Source organism: Bacillus sp. PK3_68 (assembly GCF_003600835.1).
GTDB lineage: Bacteria > Bacillota > Bacilli > Bacillales > Domibacillaceae > Pseudobacillus.
This window is the reverse complement of sequence record NZ_NQYC01000001.1, coordinates 2228752-2246365: the sequence shown is the minus strand read 5'-3', so window position 1 is coordinate 2246365 and position 17614 is coordinate 2228752. Positions and strand designations below refer to the sequence as shown.

The 17614-nt window shown below is 41.6% G+C and carries 14 protein-coding genes; 6 read left to right on the top strand and 8 right to left on the bottom strand.

Annotation, left to right across the window (positions count from 1 at the left end):
• The first annotated feature begins 97 nt into the window (after positions 1-97).
• Entirely contained in the window at positions 98-1504 is a 1407-nt protein-coding gene (locus CJ483_RS11550; protein ID WP_120035083.1) for a purine-cytosine permease family protein, read from the top strand.
• Between the two features lie 200 nt (positions 1505-1704).
• On the opposite strand, the gene CJ483_RS11545 is transcribed toward CJ483_RS11550, so the two are convergent.
• Together CJ483_RS11545 and helD are read right to left on the bottom strand one after the other, a co-directional pair.
• Entirely contained in the window at positions 1705-2325 is a 621-nt protein-coding gene (locus CJ483_RS11545; protein ID WP_259455623.1) for a metallophosphoesterase family protein, read from the bottom strand.
• An 18-nt stretch (positions 2326-2343) separates the two neighbouring features.
• Positions 2344-4677, bottom strand: a complete 2334-nt coding sequence (gene helD / locus CJ483_RS11540) for an RNA polymerase recycling motor HelD (protein WP_120035080.1) — start codon at positions 4675-4677, stop codon at positions 2344-2346.
• A gap of 570 nt (positions 4678-5247) precedes the next feature.
• Between helD and CJ483_RS11535 the strand changes: the two genes are divergently transcribed.
• From CJ483_RS11535 to CJ483_RS11520, 4 genes are all read left to right on the top strand, one after another.
• Complete coding sequence (locus CJ483_RS11535) at positions 5248-6186, top strand: lysozyme inhibitor LprI family protein (protein WP_182917030.1); 939 nt, start codon at positions 5248-5250, stop codon at positions 6184-6186.
• Between the two features lie 298 nt (positions 6187-6484).
• Positions 6485-7729: a polysaccharide deacetylase family protein gene (locus CJ483_RS11530; protein ID WP_120035076.1), complete on the top strand. Its 1245-nt coding sequence runs from the start codon at positions 6485-6487 to the stop codon at positions 7727-7729.
• Positions 7730-7847: 118 nt separating this feature from the next.
• Complete coding sequence (locus tag CJ483_RS11525) at positions 7848-9029, top strand: M14 family metallopeptidase (protein WP_120035074.1); 1182 nt, start codon at positions 7848-7850, stop codon at positions 9027-9029.
• A gap of 296 nt (positions 9030-9325) precedes the next feature.
• Positions 9326-11791, top strand: coding sequence for an S-layer homology domain-containing protein (locus tag CJ483_RS11520; protein ID WP_120035072.1), 2466 nt, complete (start codon positions 9326-9328; stop codon positions 11789-11791).
• A gap of 88 nt (positions 11792-11879) precedes the next feature.
• Here the strand turns inward: CJ483_RS11520 and CJ483_RS11515 are convergent, their stop codons facing one another.
• Positions 11880-12098, bottom strand: coding sequence for a hypothetical protein (locus CJ483_RS11515; RefSeq protein WP_259455622.1), 219 nt, complete (start codon positions 12096-12098; stop codon positions 11880-11882).
• 185 nt (positions 12099-12283) lie between these two features.
• Between CJ483_RS11515 and CJ483_RS11510 the strand changes: the two genes are divergently transcribed.
• Entirely contained in the window at positions 12284-12658 is a 375-nt protein-coding gene (locus tag CJ483_RS11510; RefSeq protein ID WP_120035068.1) for a cytochrome-c oxidase, read from the top strand.
• Positions 12659-12754: 96 nt separating this feature from the next.
• Here CJ483_RS11510 and CJ483_RS11505 read toward each other — a convergent pair whose 3' ends face one another.
• The 5 genes from CJ483_RS11505 to CJ483_RS11485 form a co-directional block, all read right to left on the bottom strand.
• On the bottom strand, positions 12755-13216 hold the full coding sequence (locus tag CJ483_RS11505; protein ID WP_120035066.1) for a low molecular weight protein-tyrosine-phosphatase: 462 nt from the start codon (positions 13214-13216) through the stop codon (positions 12755-12757).
• 283 nt (positions 13217-13499) lie between these two features.
• A complete protein-coding gene (locus tag CJ483_RS11500) occupies positions 13500-13961 on the bottom strand; it encodes a competence protein ComK (protein ID WP_120035064.1) in 462 nt (153 codons plus the stop codon).
• A gap of 149 nt (positions 13962-14110) precedes the next feature.
• Positions 14111-15541, bottom strand: a complete 1431-nt coding sequence (locus CJ483_RS11495) for an S-layer homology domain-containing protein (protein ID WP_182917029.1) — start codon at positions 15539-15541, stop codon at positions 14111-14113.
• Positions 15542-15986: 445 nt separating this feature from the next.
• The gene (locus CJ483_RS11490; protein ID WP_259455621.1) at positions 15987-16535 is read right to left on the bottom strand and encodes a shikimate kinase; all 549 of its coding nucleotides are present in this window, start codon (positions 16533-16535) and stop codon (positions 15987-15989) included.
• 123 nt (positions 16536-16658) lie between these two features.
• Positions 16659-17606 carry an N-acetylmuramoyl-L-alanine amidase family protein gene (locus CJ483_RS11485; protein WP_120035060.1) on the bottom strand — a complete coding sequence of 316 codons (948 nt, stop codon included), beginning with the start codon at positions 17604-17606 and terminating at the stop codon, positions 16659-16661.
• Positions 17607-17614 lie beyond the last annotated feature (8 nt).

The window sequence follows — 17614 nt, the reverse complement described above, 5'->3', positions numbered from 1 at the left end:
TATTTTGAAAATTCAATAAATTGGCTTGTTACTTGCTTATAGAAATTAACTCTTAAATGAGGAAGAAATGCAAATAAGCTTGTAGGGGGATGATGAGATGGTAGAAAGATTACAGCCAGCGGAGCAGGGAGAAATCAGCAGAGAAGAGAAAAAAGATGACTTCTCACTGGAAAAAGTGCCTGTAGAAGGCCGGACGATGGGCTGGGCAAGTATTACAAATGTCACGCTTGGCGTAGCAACGGCTATGCTATTTATCCAAATGGGCAGTTTAATGGCTATTTCATTTGGGGCAGTGAACGCCTTGCTGGCAGAGATCTATGCAACAATCGTAGCAGGGGGAGTCGGAATAGGGATTTGTTTTTATGCCGCGAAGTCAGGGTTAAACGTAAATTTAATGGCAAGAGGCGGTGGATTTGGCTATTTTGGCGCTTCGATCACTTCATTGATTTATGCACTCAATTTTATTATGTACTGTGCGATCGAAGGGTCAATTATGGCTTCGGCTGTCCACGAATATATTTCCTTTGTGCCTATATGGGGATTAATGATCTTTTTTGGTTTGATTGTTATTCCATTAAACTGGTTTGGGATTAAGCAACTTGATAAGCTGCAAAAGTGGTCATTGCCTCTCTTCATTCTTTTGCTTGGTGCAGGCTTTTTCATCGTACTAAACAAATCTACCTTCACAGGAAGCATATGGACGTTTCTGCCGGAGGGAGGAGAAGTCGGAGGAGCCTCTTTGCTTGCTTGTATCGGGATTATGAATGGCCTCGTGGGGATCATGGCTTTGCTCGTGTCAGACTATGCGCGGTTCATTAAAAAAGAAGAATTTAAAATTGGGGTATTCGCTGTAGGATTTTTACCGCAGCTCGTCTGCTTTTTTATTATGGGAGTCATCGGGATTTGGTTTGGTGTTCAGATGGGAGAAGAAAATCCGGGCGTTTACTTTGTGCAAATTCTTGGCATTGGAGGGGCGCTCTTCACGATCTTGACACAGCTCCGAATCAACATTACAAACTTATACAGCAGTTCGCTTTCATTAGCTAACTTTTTTGAGAACGTATTTAAATTTAAGCCGGGCCGGAATTTCTGGGTGGTTTTCACTTCAATTGCAGCGATTGTTTTAATGCTTGGCGGTGTGTTGGATCATTTAGGAAGCTTGCTCACTTTCCAGGGGGTTTTCCTGCTTGCCTGGGCGGCTGTGCTTTTATGCGATGCTTTCGTTGTGAAGAGGGTACTCAAAATCGGACCGAGGTATTTTGAACATCGACAGGAATACTTGTATGCCTGGAATCCGGTTGGAGTCGTTTCTCTAATCGTGGCTAGCGTGATCGGCTCCTTAGCTGCCTTCGGATATATGGGAATCTTCTTGCAGAATGTTGCTGCCTTCTTCGCGGCTGTGATCGCCTTCGTCCTGACAATTGTCCTCGCCATTGTGACAAAAGGCAAATACTATAGCAAAAAAGCTGCTGACGACATAGAGGCGGATGAATATATTGCATAACTGTTAAGAGCAGGCGCTAGGCCTGCTCTCTTTTTGTATTTATCAAGAGTGAAGTACTATTTATCTAGACTGGAGGGGAGATTTAGGAAGAAGTGCTGTTTATCTGGAATCAAGAAGTATTTATCAAGAATGATGGCTTGTTTATCCAGACTGTATATAGTAACTACTTTTGGAAACTCCCAGACTCCGTCCCTTTGCTCTTAAAAATAGATATGCTTTGCTTCTAATGCTTCTCCTATTTCAATGATGCCATAAGAAAATCTGGGCTGAAACCGCTTGTCGGTGGGGGAACCGGGATTAAACAAAAGCGTGTCATCGTGCATTTGCGAGTAAGGGATATGGGAGTGTCCGAACACAATGGCGTCCAATTCTTCCTGTTGGAAAGCCTCCCATGCGCGTTCGGGTGTCTTTTTCTTTTTCCCGATATGGCCGTGGGTGATACCGATACGAAACCTTCCAGCTTCGATGATTCTTTTTTCCTCAAAGACATCTTTTACCTCGGGCGGATCGACATTCCCGAAGACACCAATAACAGGGGCTATTTCCCGTAGCTGCTCATATACATCAAGGCTCGTCCAATCTCCTGCATGAAGAATCAGATCGGCATCCTGTATTCCCTCCATGACTATTTCGGGAAGTTGTTTTCCCTTTTTCGGCAGATGCGTATCCGATAAAACAGCTATCTTTATCAAAGTCTTCATCTCCATTCTGTATTTAGCCAGTGAATAATGTTGTTTTTTCCATATAAAAAAGCCGGCAGTATGGAAGTCGCGATGAAAAACTGGCATATTGCCGGCCGGTTCATTTGATTGCTTATTCATCGTAAAAAACCAATGAACTCAAGTTTGGATGAGATTTTCCTGCAAAGCGTTTTGTAAAAATGGGCTTGGTTCACCTACGCTGTAAAGCTGCAAATCATGCATCGCCCTAGTACAAGCAGTATAGAAAACTCTGCGCAGGCTTTCATCGCCGTATACTTGCTTCGATGCATCATAAATGATGACAGCGTCAAATTCGATGCCTTTGGACAAGTACGAAGGTATGACAACCACCCCTTGTTCATATTCCATCGAGCCGTTTTTCAAGAGCTTAATGTCCTCGATGCTGGGCAAGGCTTCATAGGCATGATTACTTTCCTCAGCTGATTTGCAGATAATGGCAATGCTGTGATAGCCTAGTTTTCGCCAATCTGCGACTTTGGAGGCGATGCAGCGGTGCAGGTCTGCGTGATCAGACAATGGTGTTAGTACAGGCAGCTCGCCGCCCCGTTCGAAAGGGATAATCCGGTCGCCGCTAGGTATAAGTTTTCGTGTAAATTCAATAATCGGTTTTGTGGAACGATAGCTGCGTGTCAAGTTGATCACTTCTGTTTCTGCCGATCCGTATAAACCGGCAAGCGTTTGAAAATCAACCATCTCGCTGGCATGAGCGAATATTGCCTGATTAAAGTCACCTAGCACAGTCATTCTTGCAAAAGGAAACAAACGTTTTAGAAACTCGAATTGAAACGGAGAATAATCCTGCGCTTCGTCAACGATGATGTGCTTGATGGAGCTATTCGTCTGAAAGCCTAGTATGAGTTCTTTCATCAGTAAGAATGGAGTAGCATCTTCATATAATAGTTTGTCTTCGTCCAGCGGGTCCATCGTCAACCGGCAAATATCCATCCACTCTAAGGGTGTTTCCTCCAGCCACTGTTTGATCCGCAGAGGATCGGTAAAAAGCTGCTTGTATATTCTCTTGATATCGATGAAACGAAAGGCTCGAATTTGTTTCCGTAAAGGCTTAAACTTCTGCCGAACAATTAACTGGGCGAGTGCTTTAGGCTCCATATCATAATCGGCTATTGCTTCCTCTTTAAAGCCTCGTTTTTTTGCTAAGTACGTATAAGCCTTATGATAATCTTCGTTGCTAAGCAGCTCGATTTCTTCTTGTACCCATGGTTTCGTCCGTTCGGCTTTTTCGGCCTCATCTATTTGCTGTATTAACCAATCTTTCAACTGTTCCAGTCTGTTATGAAAGCGGAGTGAGGTGTCGCTCCTATAAAACCTGTCGGCAATTTGTTGAGCGGTAACAATGGTCTTTCCTCTGAAGCTAATTCTTTTAAATAACATTCCAGATAACTCTAGTGATTTCCTGTAGGAGTGGATCGCCTCGAAGAAAGCGGTGGATGCTTTGAAGCGGATGCTCGCAACCCTTGACTTGTGCGCAGGAGTATTCTCTGCCGTTAACACATATTCCAATTGCTCGTAAGGATGTTCAATTTGGAACTGTTTACTTAGCCGATGGTCCAAATATTCTTGGAATGTGACCTGCTGCATATTCTCTTCGCCGAGCTCTGGCAGCACATTGGACACGTAACTGTTAAACATTGAATTAGGCGAAAATAAAATAATTTGATCAGCGTTCAGGCTATCTCGATATTTGTAGAGCAAATAAGCGATCCTTTGCAGGGCGGCTGATGTTTTGCCACTGCCAGCTGCTCCATGGACAATGAGCAGTCTTCCGCGATCATGACGAATAATCCGGTTTTGCTCCTGCTGAATCGTCGCTACTATATTGTGCATATGTTTGTCAGTACCTTTACCTAGCACCTGTTGTAAAATCTCGTCTCCAATGGTGAGACTGGTATCGAACATAGAATGGAGAACGCCGCTGCGAATAAGATATTGCCACTTTTTCTCCAGTTTGCCTTCGATTACGCCTCCCGGTGTCACATACTCAGCGGGGCCAGGCTGGCAATCGTAGTAGACACTCGAAACCGGCGCTCTCCAGTCGTAGATCAGGAAATGATCACCGCTTTCATCCGTAAGGGTGGAGATGCCAATATAAATTTGTTCCGGAGTGGAAGTGCCAGCTTCCATAAAGTCAATTCGGCCGAAGTAGGGAACCTCCTGCATACGTCGTAGCGCAGACAATCGTTTCGATGCATGTCTGTGGGTGCTTTGACTTACGGACAGAGCTTGAGCTTCTTGCCTCAAGCCGATGATGGTTTCGAGGAAATCGTCGAAGGTATCAACATTCACCTTGACTTCATCCCAAAAGTGTTTGCGGATCTGAACCACTTCGTTCCGGTATCGGGAGGTTTCTTTCTCCAATCTGCTGATTTGCTCCGTAATCGTTTCTATCACACTGTCTACTCGTTTTTGCTCCTGCTGAAATTCTGAATTCACAGCAAACACCCCTTAAAAAAATAAATATAAGTGTTGACTAACAAACAGATTGTATTATATAATTAAAATAGGGATAATATACTTAAATTAATAATACAATGTTTATCTATATAAATTTACCATAGGATCGTATTTTTTTCAATGTATTAGAATGGATTTCTATGCTTGTCGATTCATGCATATGAGATATTAAGGGTTTAGTCTTCTATCGTTTTCATGCGACTAGGGAGGCTGAACCCTTATTTTATGCCATTTAAGGCAGCGACGGGAAAGTGGCTGTGCACGGCAATCCATCGGAGCACGATGCTTTTCCTGTTAAATCAACCACTTTCTTCTGGTAGCCAGCCAGTTGACGGTTTTTCTGATAGTGAGGATTTTGCCGCCTTCAACGGCTGCAGTTTTGGCAGAAGGAGAGGTGTCATCGATTGTCCTCCTAGTCTCGTTTGTATAGATGATAGCAAGAGCTGGGAGGGCAGCTGCAGAAAGTGTCCAATTTATCACAACCTATATACTCAGCTAATAGATTATGGTACTTTATACTTACCAATTATCATCATTCAGGAGGAACTTATGAAGAGGGCAGGAGCAATATTGACATTGATTTTGTTAGCCGGATGCAGTAACGGTACCTATGATAAAGCAATGGAACAGGGGAAACTGGCATTGGCAAACGGGGAGTTTGATAAGGCGCAGGCTTCATTTGAACTGGCGATGGATGAAAAGCCAAAAGATGAGGAAGCGAAAGGACTTTATGAAGATTTGACTGCTTATAATGAAGTGAAGAAAGAGATAGAGGATGCTAAATGGGAAGATGCGATAAAGAAAGCAAATAGCCTGCTTAGAGAGGAAGACTTGGCAGGAAGCATTAAAAAGGAATTAGAACAGCATGTTAAAACAGCAAAGAGTCAAAAAGAGCAATCTGGAGAGGTAGCAAAAAAGTTAGAAGAGATAAAGAATTCTATCGGGCAAGGCAATTATGATGATGCACAGGCTTCTATCAATGAACTGAAGAAAAACCAAGAGCTCTCTCAATTTTCAGATGAGGTAAGCAGCATTGAGGAATCTATCAATGAGCGGCTGCAACAACAGAAAGCAGCTGAGGCTTTAGAGGAAAAAGAAAGAGCGCGTGCTGAGGCGGAGGCGGCTGCCAGTAAAAAAGATAAGTATCTGCAAAAGTTATATAATATAGACGGCAGCTTAGCAGATTTAACCTACATGTATGAAAACGGTACTACAGCGGAAATGCAAGAAGCACAGGGAGCTATCTACAAAAAGTGGGATGATGCGCTGAATGAGATTTATGGTGTGCTGAAGACCCAGCTCTCTTCCAGTGAAATGAAAAGTTTGAGAGATAAGCAGCGCCAGTGGATCAAATATAGAGATCGTACAGCCAATGCAGAAGCCGCGGCATATGAAGGAGGGTCTTTTGCGTCTGTGCAATATGTGATCACGCAAGCACGGCTCACAAGGGAAAGATGCTATGAACTCGTTAATATTTACATGAGATAACTACTATTATAGAGGAAGAATAAACAAGGAGTCTGATTAGCAGGCTCCTTGTTTATTTATGTATGTATTTAACGGCCCTGCTATATTCGGTGGTTGATTTTTCCTGCAGCCGGATGCTTTCTGCTCCAATCAATTATTGAAAAAACAGCCTTGTTTTTTAAGAGAATCTAGAAAAGAGAGGAATGGGATGGTAGGCATTATTTTCATGTTCTTCTTTTTATTAGTAGTTTCTTATGTTACTATAGTATGGTTGTTTGATTAATAAAATATAGCTATTTTATAGAAAAGAGTGGGAATTTTGAAGGGGTTATGTAGTAAAATCGCTTTAATTATTAGTATTTCTTTTGTCTTGATGAATAGCCTTTTCGTTGAAAAGGGAGAAGCTGCTTATTCTTCAAAATGGATAACTGCGAGACAGCAAGTTGCAGCTTACGAACAAGTAAGTGGCAACCCGCTAGCCGTCGGAACACTTTTACCCAATCAATTTTACGAAGTGCTAAAAGAGGACAACGGCTATTACTATATTTCTTTCGGAAATGGGATGGCTTTTGTCAAAAAAAGTTCAAGCCTCTTAGTGGCTAAGAAAGTACAAAAAAGCCTGCCGACAAAAGCAGCAAGCAATACCAATTTATCAATTATTACAAAGTCAGAAGCTGTGGTATATAACAGAATCGATAAAGAGCAAAAAGGGATAGCTATAATTAAAGGCAACATCCGTTATCCGGTCGTAAGGAAATCAGGAGATTGGTATCTTATAAATTTTGCTGGTCAGGTTGGTTATATCCATAAGAATAAAGTGACAGAGGATTTGGGAATACCGGTTTTAATGTACCACCACATGGTAGAGAATCCACAGGAAACGCCGTTTTATAATAATTCTATGGTCATCAAAGTAGCGGAATTTGAAAAGCAAATGAATTATTTAAAACAAAATGGATGGCGGACGATTTCACTGGAGGAATTGGATGCCTATTTAACCCGCAATCAAAACTTGCCTGGAAAAGTCGCAGTAGTCACATTTGATGATAACTACTTGTCGACTCAAAAGTATGCGTACCCTATTTTGAAACAAAACCAGCAAAAAGCAGTTGTATTTGTTATCGGAGGAAAGGTGAAAGCCCAGGCACAGCCGTGGGATCCGATGACCTTGCAGTACATGGGCCATAAGGAAATAAGTGAAACAGAAGGTGTTTTCAGTTTTCAACATCATACCCATGGGATGCATTTAAGAGAAAAAGATACGCAAGTACCTTATTTAGTTTCAAAAACAACGGCAGAAATTGAGGCGGATCTAGTGAAGGGACGGGAATATATTGGACAAGCTCTTAAAGACCCGTCTTCTATCCAATATTTAGCTTACCCGTGGGGCCAATACGCTCCTCATACTATTGAAGCGGCCAAAGCAGCCGGTATCCGTCTTGCTTTTACGACCGAAACAGGAAATGTAAGGCTTGGGGATGATCCGTATACGTTAAAAAGACAGGGGATCAGCCCTGCTCATACGATGGATGACTTTATTAAAAAAATCGAAGGAACTTATTGAAGAGAAGGGGTCGATTCTTCCTCGCTATAAAGCGTTGAAGGATCGACCCCTTAGTCATAGCTCTGCTGTTGGCCACATACAATGGTAAAAAGTCTTTGTAAGGGGGCTGTAAGGCAGTATGGAGATTCTTGTGAGAAAAGGAGACACCTTCTGGTACTATAGCCAGTTGTTTGACATTCCACTTGCGCTGATCATTGACTCAAACCTAAACATGGATATAAATAAATTGAAGCCTGGACAGGCTATCCGAATTCCGGGGTTCACCGCAACCATACGGACCATCCAAAAAGGGGACACGCTTTGGAAGTTAGCTGCCGCTCAAGATATGGATGCAGATGCATTATTGTTGTTGAACCCCCATATAAATCCTAATGAACTGCAAATCGGACAAAAAGTGCGTATTCCGGTAAGAGTTACTGAACTGATTGTGAATGGCAAGCAACCTTATGATTTTCAACAGATGAGAAGGGATATGCATCGGCTGCTAACCATTTATCCGTTTATGAAAAGAAAGGAAGCTGGAAAAAGTGTCCTTGGTTTGCCGCTTTACGATTTGAGGATCGGCAGAGGAGATCGGAAGATACAGATCAACGCCTCTTTTCATGCGAACGAATGGATTACCACTCCTATTTTGATGCAGTTTTTAAACGAATATTTGCTTTCGTTAACGAATCAATTAACCATAAAAGAAGTGAGGGCCCTTCCTGTATATATGGAAACACAGCTATCAGCTGTGCCGATGGTTGATCCAGATGGAGTAAACTTAGTGCTTAATGGTCCACAGCCTGAAGTGGAGGAAAAAGTAGTGGCGATCAATAAAGGAGGCTATGACTTCTCAGGCTGGAAAGCCAACATACGGGGGGTAGACTTAAATAAGCAATTTCCTGCTAATTGGGAATATGAAGCAACACGGAAGCCAAAGGCACCGTCCTCCCGGGATTTTCCGGGAGACCAGCCACTGTCTGAACCAGAGACAAAAGCGATGGCTGCTTTAGTGCGGAAGGAAAGCTTCGAGAGGCTAATTGCTCTCCATACACAAGGAAAAGAATTCTATTGGGGATATGAAGGGTTAGAACCTCCTGAATCTGAAGGGCTCGCCAAACGATTCTCCCGGGTGAGCGGCTACAAAGCTGTCCGTTATGTCGATAGCCATTCAGGCTTTAAAGATTGGTTTATTCAGGAATTTCGCAAGCCAGGGTTCACAATTGAGCTCGGAGAAGGGGAAAATCCTCTTCCGCTTTCGCAATTTGATGAAATTTACGAGGATGTATCTAAATTACTGATTCATTCCTTGCTATAGAACAGAGGTCAGTTTTTCCTTACTTTACAGTGGGAAAAGCTGGCCTTTAAATATTTATAATATTGTCGATAAAAACTATAAACCTAACATTGTATGTATTTATTAAAAAATGCATTTATTAGGGAGAATATCATCAATACAAGCAGTAAGAGGCAGGAACAGGTATCATATTAAGTCTATGTTTAACCCGCAATTGGGGATATAAAGCAGCAAATACAATCTACTGCATGTTGTTGTATAATGTAGAATGTATGGCAACTTGTGAAAATGTTAGATAATATTGGAGGAATGTATACATGGCTTTTCAACCGAAATCGTATCAAAAATTCACTGCAACAGCAGCAACAGCTGTGCTAGTGGCAACGGCTGTTACCCCTGCAATGGCAGCAGCCTCTTTCTCAGATGTTTCCGGCCGTTATAAGGAAGCAGTTGATTATTTAGTAGACCATAAAATAACAAATGGGATTAATTCGACACAGTTTGGCACAGCCAAAGAAATCAAGCGTGTAGACGTAGCTTCTATGGTAGCGAAAGCCGTTTTAACTGAAGAGCAAATCAATAATGCGAAGGATTCTGGTTTTACAGATGTTCCTGGCCGCGCCAAATCTTATGTCGATGCGTTAAAAGAACAAAACATTATCAACGGTAAAACAGCTACATCATTCGGCTCAGATGCTTCTATTACACGCGGCGAGGCAGCGCTTATGCTTGCGAAAGCCTATAAAATCAAAGGAAATACAGCTAATGTCAAATTCTCAGATGTATCTTCCCGTTACACGGAAGCTGTGGCTGCTTTAGTAGATAACAAAATTACTTCTGGAAAGGCAAACAATAAATTTGGTACATCTGATCCAATCACACGCGGAGAACTGGCTATCTTCCTTTATAAATTAGAAACGTTAAATGACGAAAATCCAGCTGCTCCTGAAGTAGTAGAAATAAGTGCATTAAGCAATAAGGAGATCAAAGTTACGGGTTCTGCTCTTGATCAATTAAAATCTGAAAATTTTAATTTAGAAGGGAACAATGTTGTAGCTTATAAAGTAAGTGAGAATAAATCATCGGCTACCATCACATTTGAAAAACCGTTCGAGCTCGATAAAGAATTAAAATTAAACTTTATTGAGAAGGTGGAAGGCGCAGCAGACAAAGTCACTCAATTTCCGTTTACTTACTCATTAAAGGTTACTTCCGTTGCTGTAGCTGATGTTCGTCTGGATGCAGTTAAAGATAAACAGTACCTTTCTTTTACCATTAATAATGGTACAGGAGCGGCTGATATTGAACAATTAAAGCAAGCGGGATATACAGTAGAATTCCAAGCGACTGCTTCAGTATTAGCTGATGCTTCAACGGGTGAAATTGATGAAGCTAAAATTAAAGAAGGCGATACTTTCAAGTATAAAGTTATCCTTACAAAAGGAGACACGAAGGTAGAGTCTGAACTAAAAGAAGCAAAAGTCCTTAATTTTGATCAATATGTATCGTCTATTGAAGAAACAGGTGTCAGCCAAGGGGCTGTTACTGTAAAAAGCAGCAAGATATCTGTCCAGGATGGTGCGGCTCAATTGACAGCAGGCAAGGTCACATCTCTAAGTGGGGCTACGATTGCCACACCAAAGCTTACTTACAAGTCCTCTAATCCTACAGTGGCTACCATTGATGGCGATGGCAAAATCACGCCAATCAAGCCCGGTGCAGTTGTGTTTACAATCACGGCTGATGCTGCCAAGGTAGAAGTTCCATTAACGGTTGTAAGTGGAGCGCGTACGGCTGCCACGGCTGCTTCAAGTGTGTCTTCTGTTAAACTATACAATGAAAATAGTGATACAGTTTCACTTACTGTGTCTGACCAATATGGGGATGAATATGAAGGCAAGTTGAATATATCATCTAAAAATCCAGAAATCGCAGCTGCTGAGAATCCAACAATCAGTGCAAAGGATGGCAAAGCTGAATTCAAAGTGGTATCAAAAGCTTCTGCTAAAGGAGACACAACATTAGAAATCAAAGATGCCAACAATGCGCAAGTTTTAAAAACTGTTGCTGTTTCGATTTCTGATGATAATAAAGTCGCTAGCAGAAAGCTGGAAACAGCTAATTCTACAGACGACTTAAAGCTGGACGTGGCGTTCGGTTCTGGAGACAATCAAGTGAATCTGGTTTGGAACACATATAATCAAGGCGGATTTAAAATTGGTTCTGAAGCTTTAGCTGGTGGAGCTTACTCAGTTTCTTCTTCAGATGAAGATGTGGCAAGTGTTGCGGTAAACGAAGACAAAAAGACAGTCACCGTTACCGGCAAAAAAGCGGGAACTGCTCAAATCATTGTTAAAGAAGGAACGGTAACAAGAGAAACGGTCACAATTACGGTGACGGATTCTACCCCTGTAATTAAGTCGGTAAAATTTGAAGAAGTGAAAGATATCACGAAGGCAGGAGCTTTAACAGAGGTTGTGGTACTAAAACCAGAAAATGTTACGCTAAGCAATGGAGAGTTAATGCCTCAGATAGATACAAATGGAGATATCTTTGTAGATCTCAATAAAAATAAAAAGAAAGACAATGAAGAGGTATTAGGAAAATTAACGGTTAGTTATTCTGGCAAATCCTCTGACTTCTCAGTAGCTCCTGCCATTTCTTCAGGAATGGTGGCAGGTACTGTAGCTAACGGTGCGGAAGGTACGTTAGTGGTTTATGTTACACCAAAAGATGAAAAAGTGGCGCTGGCTACTTCATCAATCAATGTGAAAGTCAACTAACTGACAGAGTAGATTGCTAGGTTAAAGGGTGAATAAAAAGCGGACCACGAAATTCTTCGGGTCCGCTTTTTTACGTATAAAGAATTGGCTATTTGCTTTTTCTTTTTTTTCCAGAGGAAGAAGAGGTAGCATTCTCACCATCGCTGCCCAGTAAAAAATAAGAAATAATTCCTGAAAAAATGACAGCACCCGCCGTAATTAACAGTCTTGTTTGAAGGGGAATTTCCGAATAATCTTTGTTAAGCATCCACAAAGAGAGGGATCCAACGAGAATCATGATGGGAATGACAAAAGTAAACTTTTTCAATGCTTCGCTTCCTTTCATTTAAATTTCGGCTGTTTACATATATAGTCTAGCACAGGTTTAACGATGGTTACTTTTTTAACTAAAACAAGCATGAGCGAGGGCAGTTTCTTATGAAAAATTTTTTTCAGATGAGTCATTTATAGCGAACTTTCACAATAAATTAAGATAAGAAAGGAGGAGTAACAATGGCTATTCGGTTAATTAAGATTTCTGTTGTGTACTTCGCGGTAGGCGTTCTATTGGGGTACTACATGTCTATCGTTCATTCCTATGACTTAACGAGCGTGCACGTACATGTAAATCTTCTTGGCTGGACTGCTTTAATGCTTGCAGGTATTGTTTATCATCTTTTCCCCGCTCTCGCTCATAATGGAATAGCAAAGGCCCACGTTTGGCTCCACAACATTGGTTTGCCTATTATGATGCTCTCCTTATTCTTGCTGATTACCACAAAATCTTCTTCCTACACTGCAGGAGTCGCCACAGGTGCTACACTGACCGTGCTAGGTATCCTTCTCTTTGTCATCAATATACTAAAAAACTTAAAAGCAAGCCGGTAAAAATAAATGAGGACAGCTGTTCACTGCTTTATGCAGCAGACGGCTGTCTTTAAATGCGTTAAAAGCTCAAAAACTCAGCAGGAAACTTTGGCTATTTCACAGTTGTTCTTCTTTAATTTTCTCTAATAACCGCTTGCAACCTTCACTCAGTAGATCATATGTTTCTTGAAAGTCGCCAGTATAGTACGGATCAGGGACATCTTTTTGATGGTCTGTTAGGTCAAGCAGGCGAATGATATGTGGCTGTCTTGGTTGGCCGAGCATCTTTTTAATATTTTGTATGTTGCTTTCATCCATGCCGATGATATAGTCGAATTTTTCGGCATCCTCTTTTTTGAGTTGTCTGCCGGCAAGTCCCTCTGCTGGAACCTTATATTTTCGTAAGATGTTTAATGTCCCTTCGTGTGGCGGAGAATCGACATGCCATCCGCTAGTGCCTGCAGAATCGACAACAATCTGATCCTCCAAGCCTTCTTTTTTTACTAGATCCCTAAACAATGCTTCTGCCATTGGAGAGCGGCAAATGTTCCCGAGACAAACAAATAATACATTGACCATATGTATACAGTCCTCTCTTCCCTATTCATAATAAACAATCGTACCAAACCATACATAATCTGTCATTTTTCTATGTTTATTTAGTATCAGAATAGAGAGGGATACTAAAGTAATGTCCCTGTCCGCAAAAAGGTTCCCATGCTACACGGGGTTATAAAGTAAAGGATACGGACGAATATATGAGGAGTGGGGAAGAAGGCGTTCCTGTGTAAGCGGCTAATCCGTACATCCGGCAGGACCCGTCCTGCATAGTTGTAAAACAGCAGAGGACGGGCCCTTATTTTTAGCTCAATAAATTGCTTTCAAAATAATTAAGGCAGTTGGCAGTGCGTTCTCTTTGACGGTTAAAAACATAGAGTGAACAGGAGAGAGTTAATTGGACCCCATTTTTAAAAGAGGCGACCAGCTGCCCATCTTTCATGGTGCCCATATGAATATGATACGGGAAGATCCATTTGCAGCCATAGTTGTCTGGTGATGTAGTAGGGAAGGCGCAGATGCGTTGTTGAAGGCAAATAACCAGAGGTGTTTTTTTGCGGTAGGGAAAGCGTTGGCGCACCGCTTTAATCCTGCCATCATAGGTAGAGATTCTCTCGATGCAAGCTTCGTTCAATAGGGAACGTACGGTTTGTTTTGTGTAGTAGATGCCATTTTTGTCATAAACGATCGAGTTATAGTCTTGATGATATTCTTCTACGAGCGCCATGGTATTGGTTGTGATTTTGTAATTTTCAATAAATTCCATTTTGTATCAAATCCCCTTATTCTACTATACTATTTCATTGTACCAGTTATAAACAATTTTTACTAGGATGAAATATCTAAAAAAAGTAAAAATATGTTTTAAATTAACAAAAAAAGCACTTTACTACAGATAAAGTGCTTTTTTCTGCTTTATTTGTCGGACAGCGTGTATCTTTTTAAGCTGGACGCTGAAAAACTAGCAAATTCGTTATTTCTTACATTAGATCCATCTTCTTGAAAAATGTAAAAGCTATTTTGAGAGCCCATAGTAACAATCGTTCCCTCGGCAGTAGAAAAGAGATCAGCCCCATGATCTTCGAGTCGTTTTTTTACATTTTCGTCAGGATAGCCTGTGCGTCCATCTGTTGAAAAAATAGCAATAAGCGGATCGACTGCTTTTATAAATGGCTGTGAAGTGGCTCCTTCCGCCCCATGCTTGGCCGTCTTTAAGATATCTGCCTGGAGAGAAGCATTCGCCATCAACTGGTCTTCCACCGCTTTTCCGGCTTCAGAAGTTAATAAGTAACTAATCTCTCCATGAGTGATCTGGATGACAGAGGAACCGTCATCGATATTTTTGGCATGACGATTAGCGTGGAGAACCTCAACATCTACCTGGCTGTTAGGAGAGAGCTGTTGACCGGTTTGTGTTATTTTCGGGTCGATTTTTTTTCTCTCAGCTGCTTGAACGTACTGCTGATATTCCTCATCTGTTCCTGGTAAACCGGAGTCAAATATTTTTTCGACATTCATTTCATTAATGACATAATCTGCGCCGCCAATGTGATCATCACCGGGATGCGTAGCGACAAAAACATTGATTTTTTTTATATTGAGCGCAGCGAGCTCTTGCTTAATGGCTGCTTCAGAAGGACCGGCATCAATAAGCATCGTCTTTCCATCAGGAAATTCAACCAAAGTCGCGTCTCCTTGTCCTACATTTAAAAAGCTGACGGAAAAGTCGGGTGCTTCTTGGCCGGGAATGAAAAATGGATTGAGCGCCCGCGCCATAAATGCAGCGAACTGTTCTCTTTTGAGTACAAGATCAGGTTTGTAGGTATTGTCTTCATAACCGGAGGCGATTCCAGCGGCCGTCATTTTTTTTATATAAGGATAAGCAGCCATTTTAGGATGCACATCAGAAAATTGAATGGTGTCTTCATCCGTTAGTTCAAAAGCTTTTGATAACAAGATAGCCATCTGGCCTCGTGTGACAAATTCATTTGGTCGGAAAGTACCGTCTGGGAAACCAGAAATGATGCCTTCTTCTACGGCAGATGCAATGTAACCGGCTGCTATGTTGGCAGGAGTCACATCTTTAAATTGGGTTTGTCGTTTTTCACCGTTCAAATTCAATGCCTTGCCAATAATAATCGCTGCTGCTGCACGGGTGACTTCTTGGCCGGGTTTAAAATTTCCATCCGGAAAGCCACTGATTATCCCTTGATCTGATAAAAAAAGGATCTCCTTATAGAAACGATTATTTTTTGTTACATCGTTAAATTGAGCGGCTTTAGCAAAAGGAATAAACAGGCTAAAACTTAAAACAAAAGCACAAAATGAAACAAAAACTTTTTTCAATTCAATAATTCTCCTCTCTTTTTTTGCCGAACAATAGTAATAATAGAACATTTTTACAAAAAATAATAGGGAGAGTTAGGAAAAAGATTTAGGTATTCGCTAATTTTATACAGTTAAGTAACATCCAAAAGTAGTGGAGAAAGGAGAAATGCGCATAAACTACAGTTGTTATTTGCATCCTAGAAATAACGAGTAAGCAGCCAGAGGGGAGGGGGAAGAACCTATGAAAATAAAGACGGCCATGAGTGCAAAAGACAAGCTTTGCTGGACGATCGGTTATATGGTATTTTTGGGTATGATCTTAGCTTGTGGGGATGAATAAACGAATAGGTAGGTGGTCGAGGGCTTTTTATAGGGGAGCAGAACGGGATATGAGCCATCATAGCCCGTCCCGCCTGAGCTACAGCAAATATCAAAGTGAATGGCTCCAAACGGATATTGGTCTTTATTTAGATAAACTCTCTCCAAGTTGCAGGGAGCCTATAAGGCAATCAGCCGCTTCCTCGGCGGTTAGTGAGTCGACAAGAAGAGTGGTATGGTTAATGGCATAAGCGCTCTTTCTTTTATAAAAAAGCTCTTCGATTTCCTTCAGATCTTTGCCTTGAAGAACCGGACGGCTATCAATTAAATCATGTAATCTTTCCTTCCATGGTTCCCATGACATATCCAGATAAACAACATGACAATTGGCCAAACAAATTTCTCGCACTTCAGGCTGCATAAAGGCACCGCCGCCGAGGGAGATGACTTTTAAAGACTGCTCGCAAAAGGAACGGATGGTTTGCTTCTCGATTTCGCGGAATCCTTTTTCTCCATGTGCGGCAAAAATTTCATTGATGGACATGTTATATTCTTTTTCGATCTCTTCATCAATGTCGACAAAGGGGCGACCCAGCTTTTTAGCGACAAGGGAGCCAATGGTTGTTTTCCCCACACCCATGAAGCCGATAAATACAATGCTTTTTTCTGTGGACGACGTTTGTATACTATTCAAAATACACACTCTTTCTGCTCATTATTTTGTTCTAGTATAGTACAGGGAAGGGGCAACGTAAATATTTTTGAAATGTTAAAAAATAAGCCGCCTCTTTCTAAAGGAGAGGGCGGCTTTAATTATTTATTGATCAACCGTCGAGCTTGCATAATTTTTAATGCCGTCGGCAAGCAAGGACATTAAGTTCGTTAAGTAGGCGCTGTCGGATAACTTTCGGTCTTCTTCCGGATTCGTCATGAATCCGATCTCTGGAAGAATGACAGGTACGCGGGACCAGTTAAAGCCTGACATATCGCTTCTGAAGAAAATACCGCCCTGGTGAAGAGGAGCCTCTGCGGAAACGCTTTTCAATACAGATTGGCCAGCTTGATAGCTTTTCTCAAAAATGGATTTAGTGTACGGACTTTCTTTTGCTGGCACTAAAACAGAAAATCCGTTCACAGCCGCGCTTTCTGCTCCATCTGCATGGATGCGGACAAATAAATTGGCGCCGTTTTTATTGGCAATTTCCGCTCGCTCCTGATTGCTAATGTTTACCTCATGCATGGTGCGGGTCATGATGACTTTTATTCCTCTTTGTTCTAACTGTGATTTGAGCAGGTTAGAGGCTTCAAGAGTAAGAACATATTCTGGTTTTCCTGTAGCCGCCCCCGTTGTACCGCCCGTTACTTTATACTTCGTTTCTTTGGCGCCTGGCCCAATGGGTTCTTGCTCAAGGTTTGCTTTTGCCTGATGGCCAGGGTCGATAACAACAAGGAACGGCTTATCAATCGCTTTAGGTGCGGGTGGATCGTCAATCTTTGTGGCGGCATTCGGTTTTTGTTCCTCTGCCACAGTTTCCGTGTGTTTGTTTTCCTTCGGATGCTCATTAGCTGAGAGAGTTTCTTCTATTGATTGATTTTTCTCGCTCGTTTCGTTGTTCACATTTTTTTCGATTGCCGGGCTGCTGTCTTTCGATTCTTCAGTGAACAGGCTGTTCAAAAGTCCTTGTTCCGAGCGTGAATCTATTTTTAAAAGAAGGAATGATAGAAAACAGGCGATCAAAACGGCAGCGATAGAGAGTTTTTTCATATGCAAAG

Bases quoted from the DNA above. Each gene is read 5' to 3' on its own strand.
- CJ483_RS11535 (WP_182917030.1), top strand. From the start codon at position 5,248: ATGAAGAGGGCAGGAGCAATATTGACATTGATTTTGTTAGCCGGATGC.
- CJ483_RS11550 (WP_120035083.1), top strand. From the start codon at position 98: ATGGTAGAAAGATTACAGCCAGCGGAGCAGGGAGAAATCAGCAGAGAA.
- CJ483_RS11505 (WP_120035066.1), bottom strand. From the start codon at position 13,216: ATGGTCAATGTATTATTTGTTTGTCTCGGGAACATTTGCCGCTCTCCA.
- CJ483_RS11500 (WP_120035064.1), bottom strand. From the start codon at position 13,961: ATGGAATTTATTGAAAATTACAAAATCACAACCAATACCATGGCGCTC.
- CJ483_RS11510 (WP_120035068.1), top strand. From the start codon at position 12,284: ATGGCTATTCGGTTAATTAAGATTTCTGTTGTGTACTTCGCGGTAGGC.
- CJ483_RS11485 (WP_120035060.1), bottom strand. From the start codon at position 17,606: ATGAAAAAACTCTCTATCGCTGCCGTTTTGATCGCCTGTTTTCTATCA.
- CJ483_RS11545 (WP_259455623.1), bottom strand. From the start codon at position 2,325: ATGAATAAGCAATCAAATGAACCGGCCGGCAATATGCCAGTTTTTCAT.
- CJ483_RS11520 (WP_120035072.1), top strand. From the start codon at position 9,326: ATGGCTTTTCAACCGAAATCGTATCAAAAATTCACTGCAACAGCAGCA.
- CJ483_RS11525 (WP_120035074.1), top strand. From the start codon at position 7,848: ATGGAGATTCTTGTGAGAAAAGGAGACACCTTCTGGTACTATAGCCAG.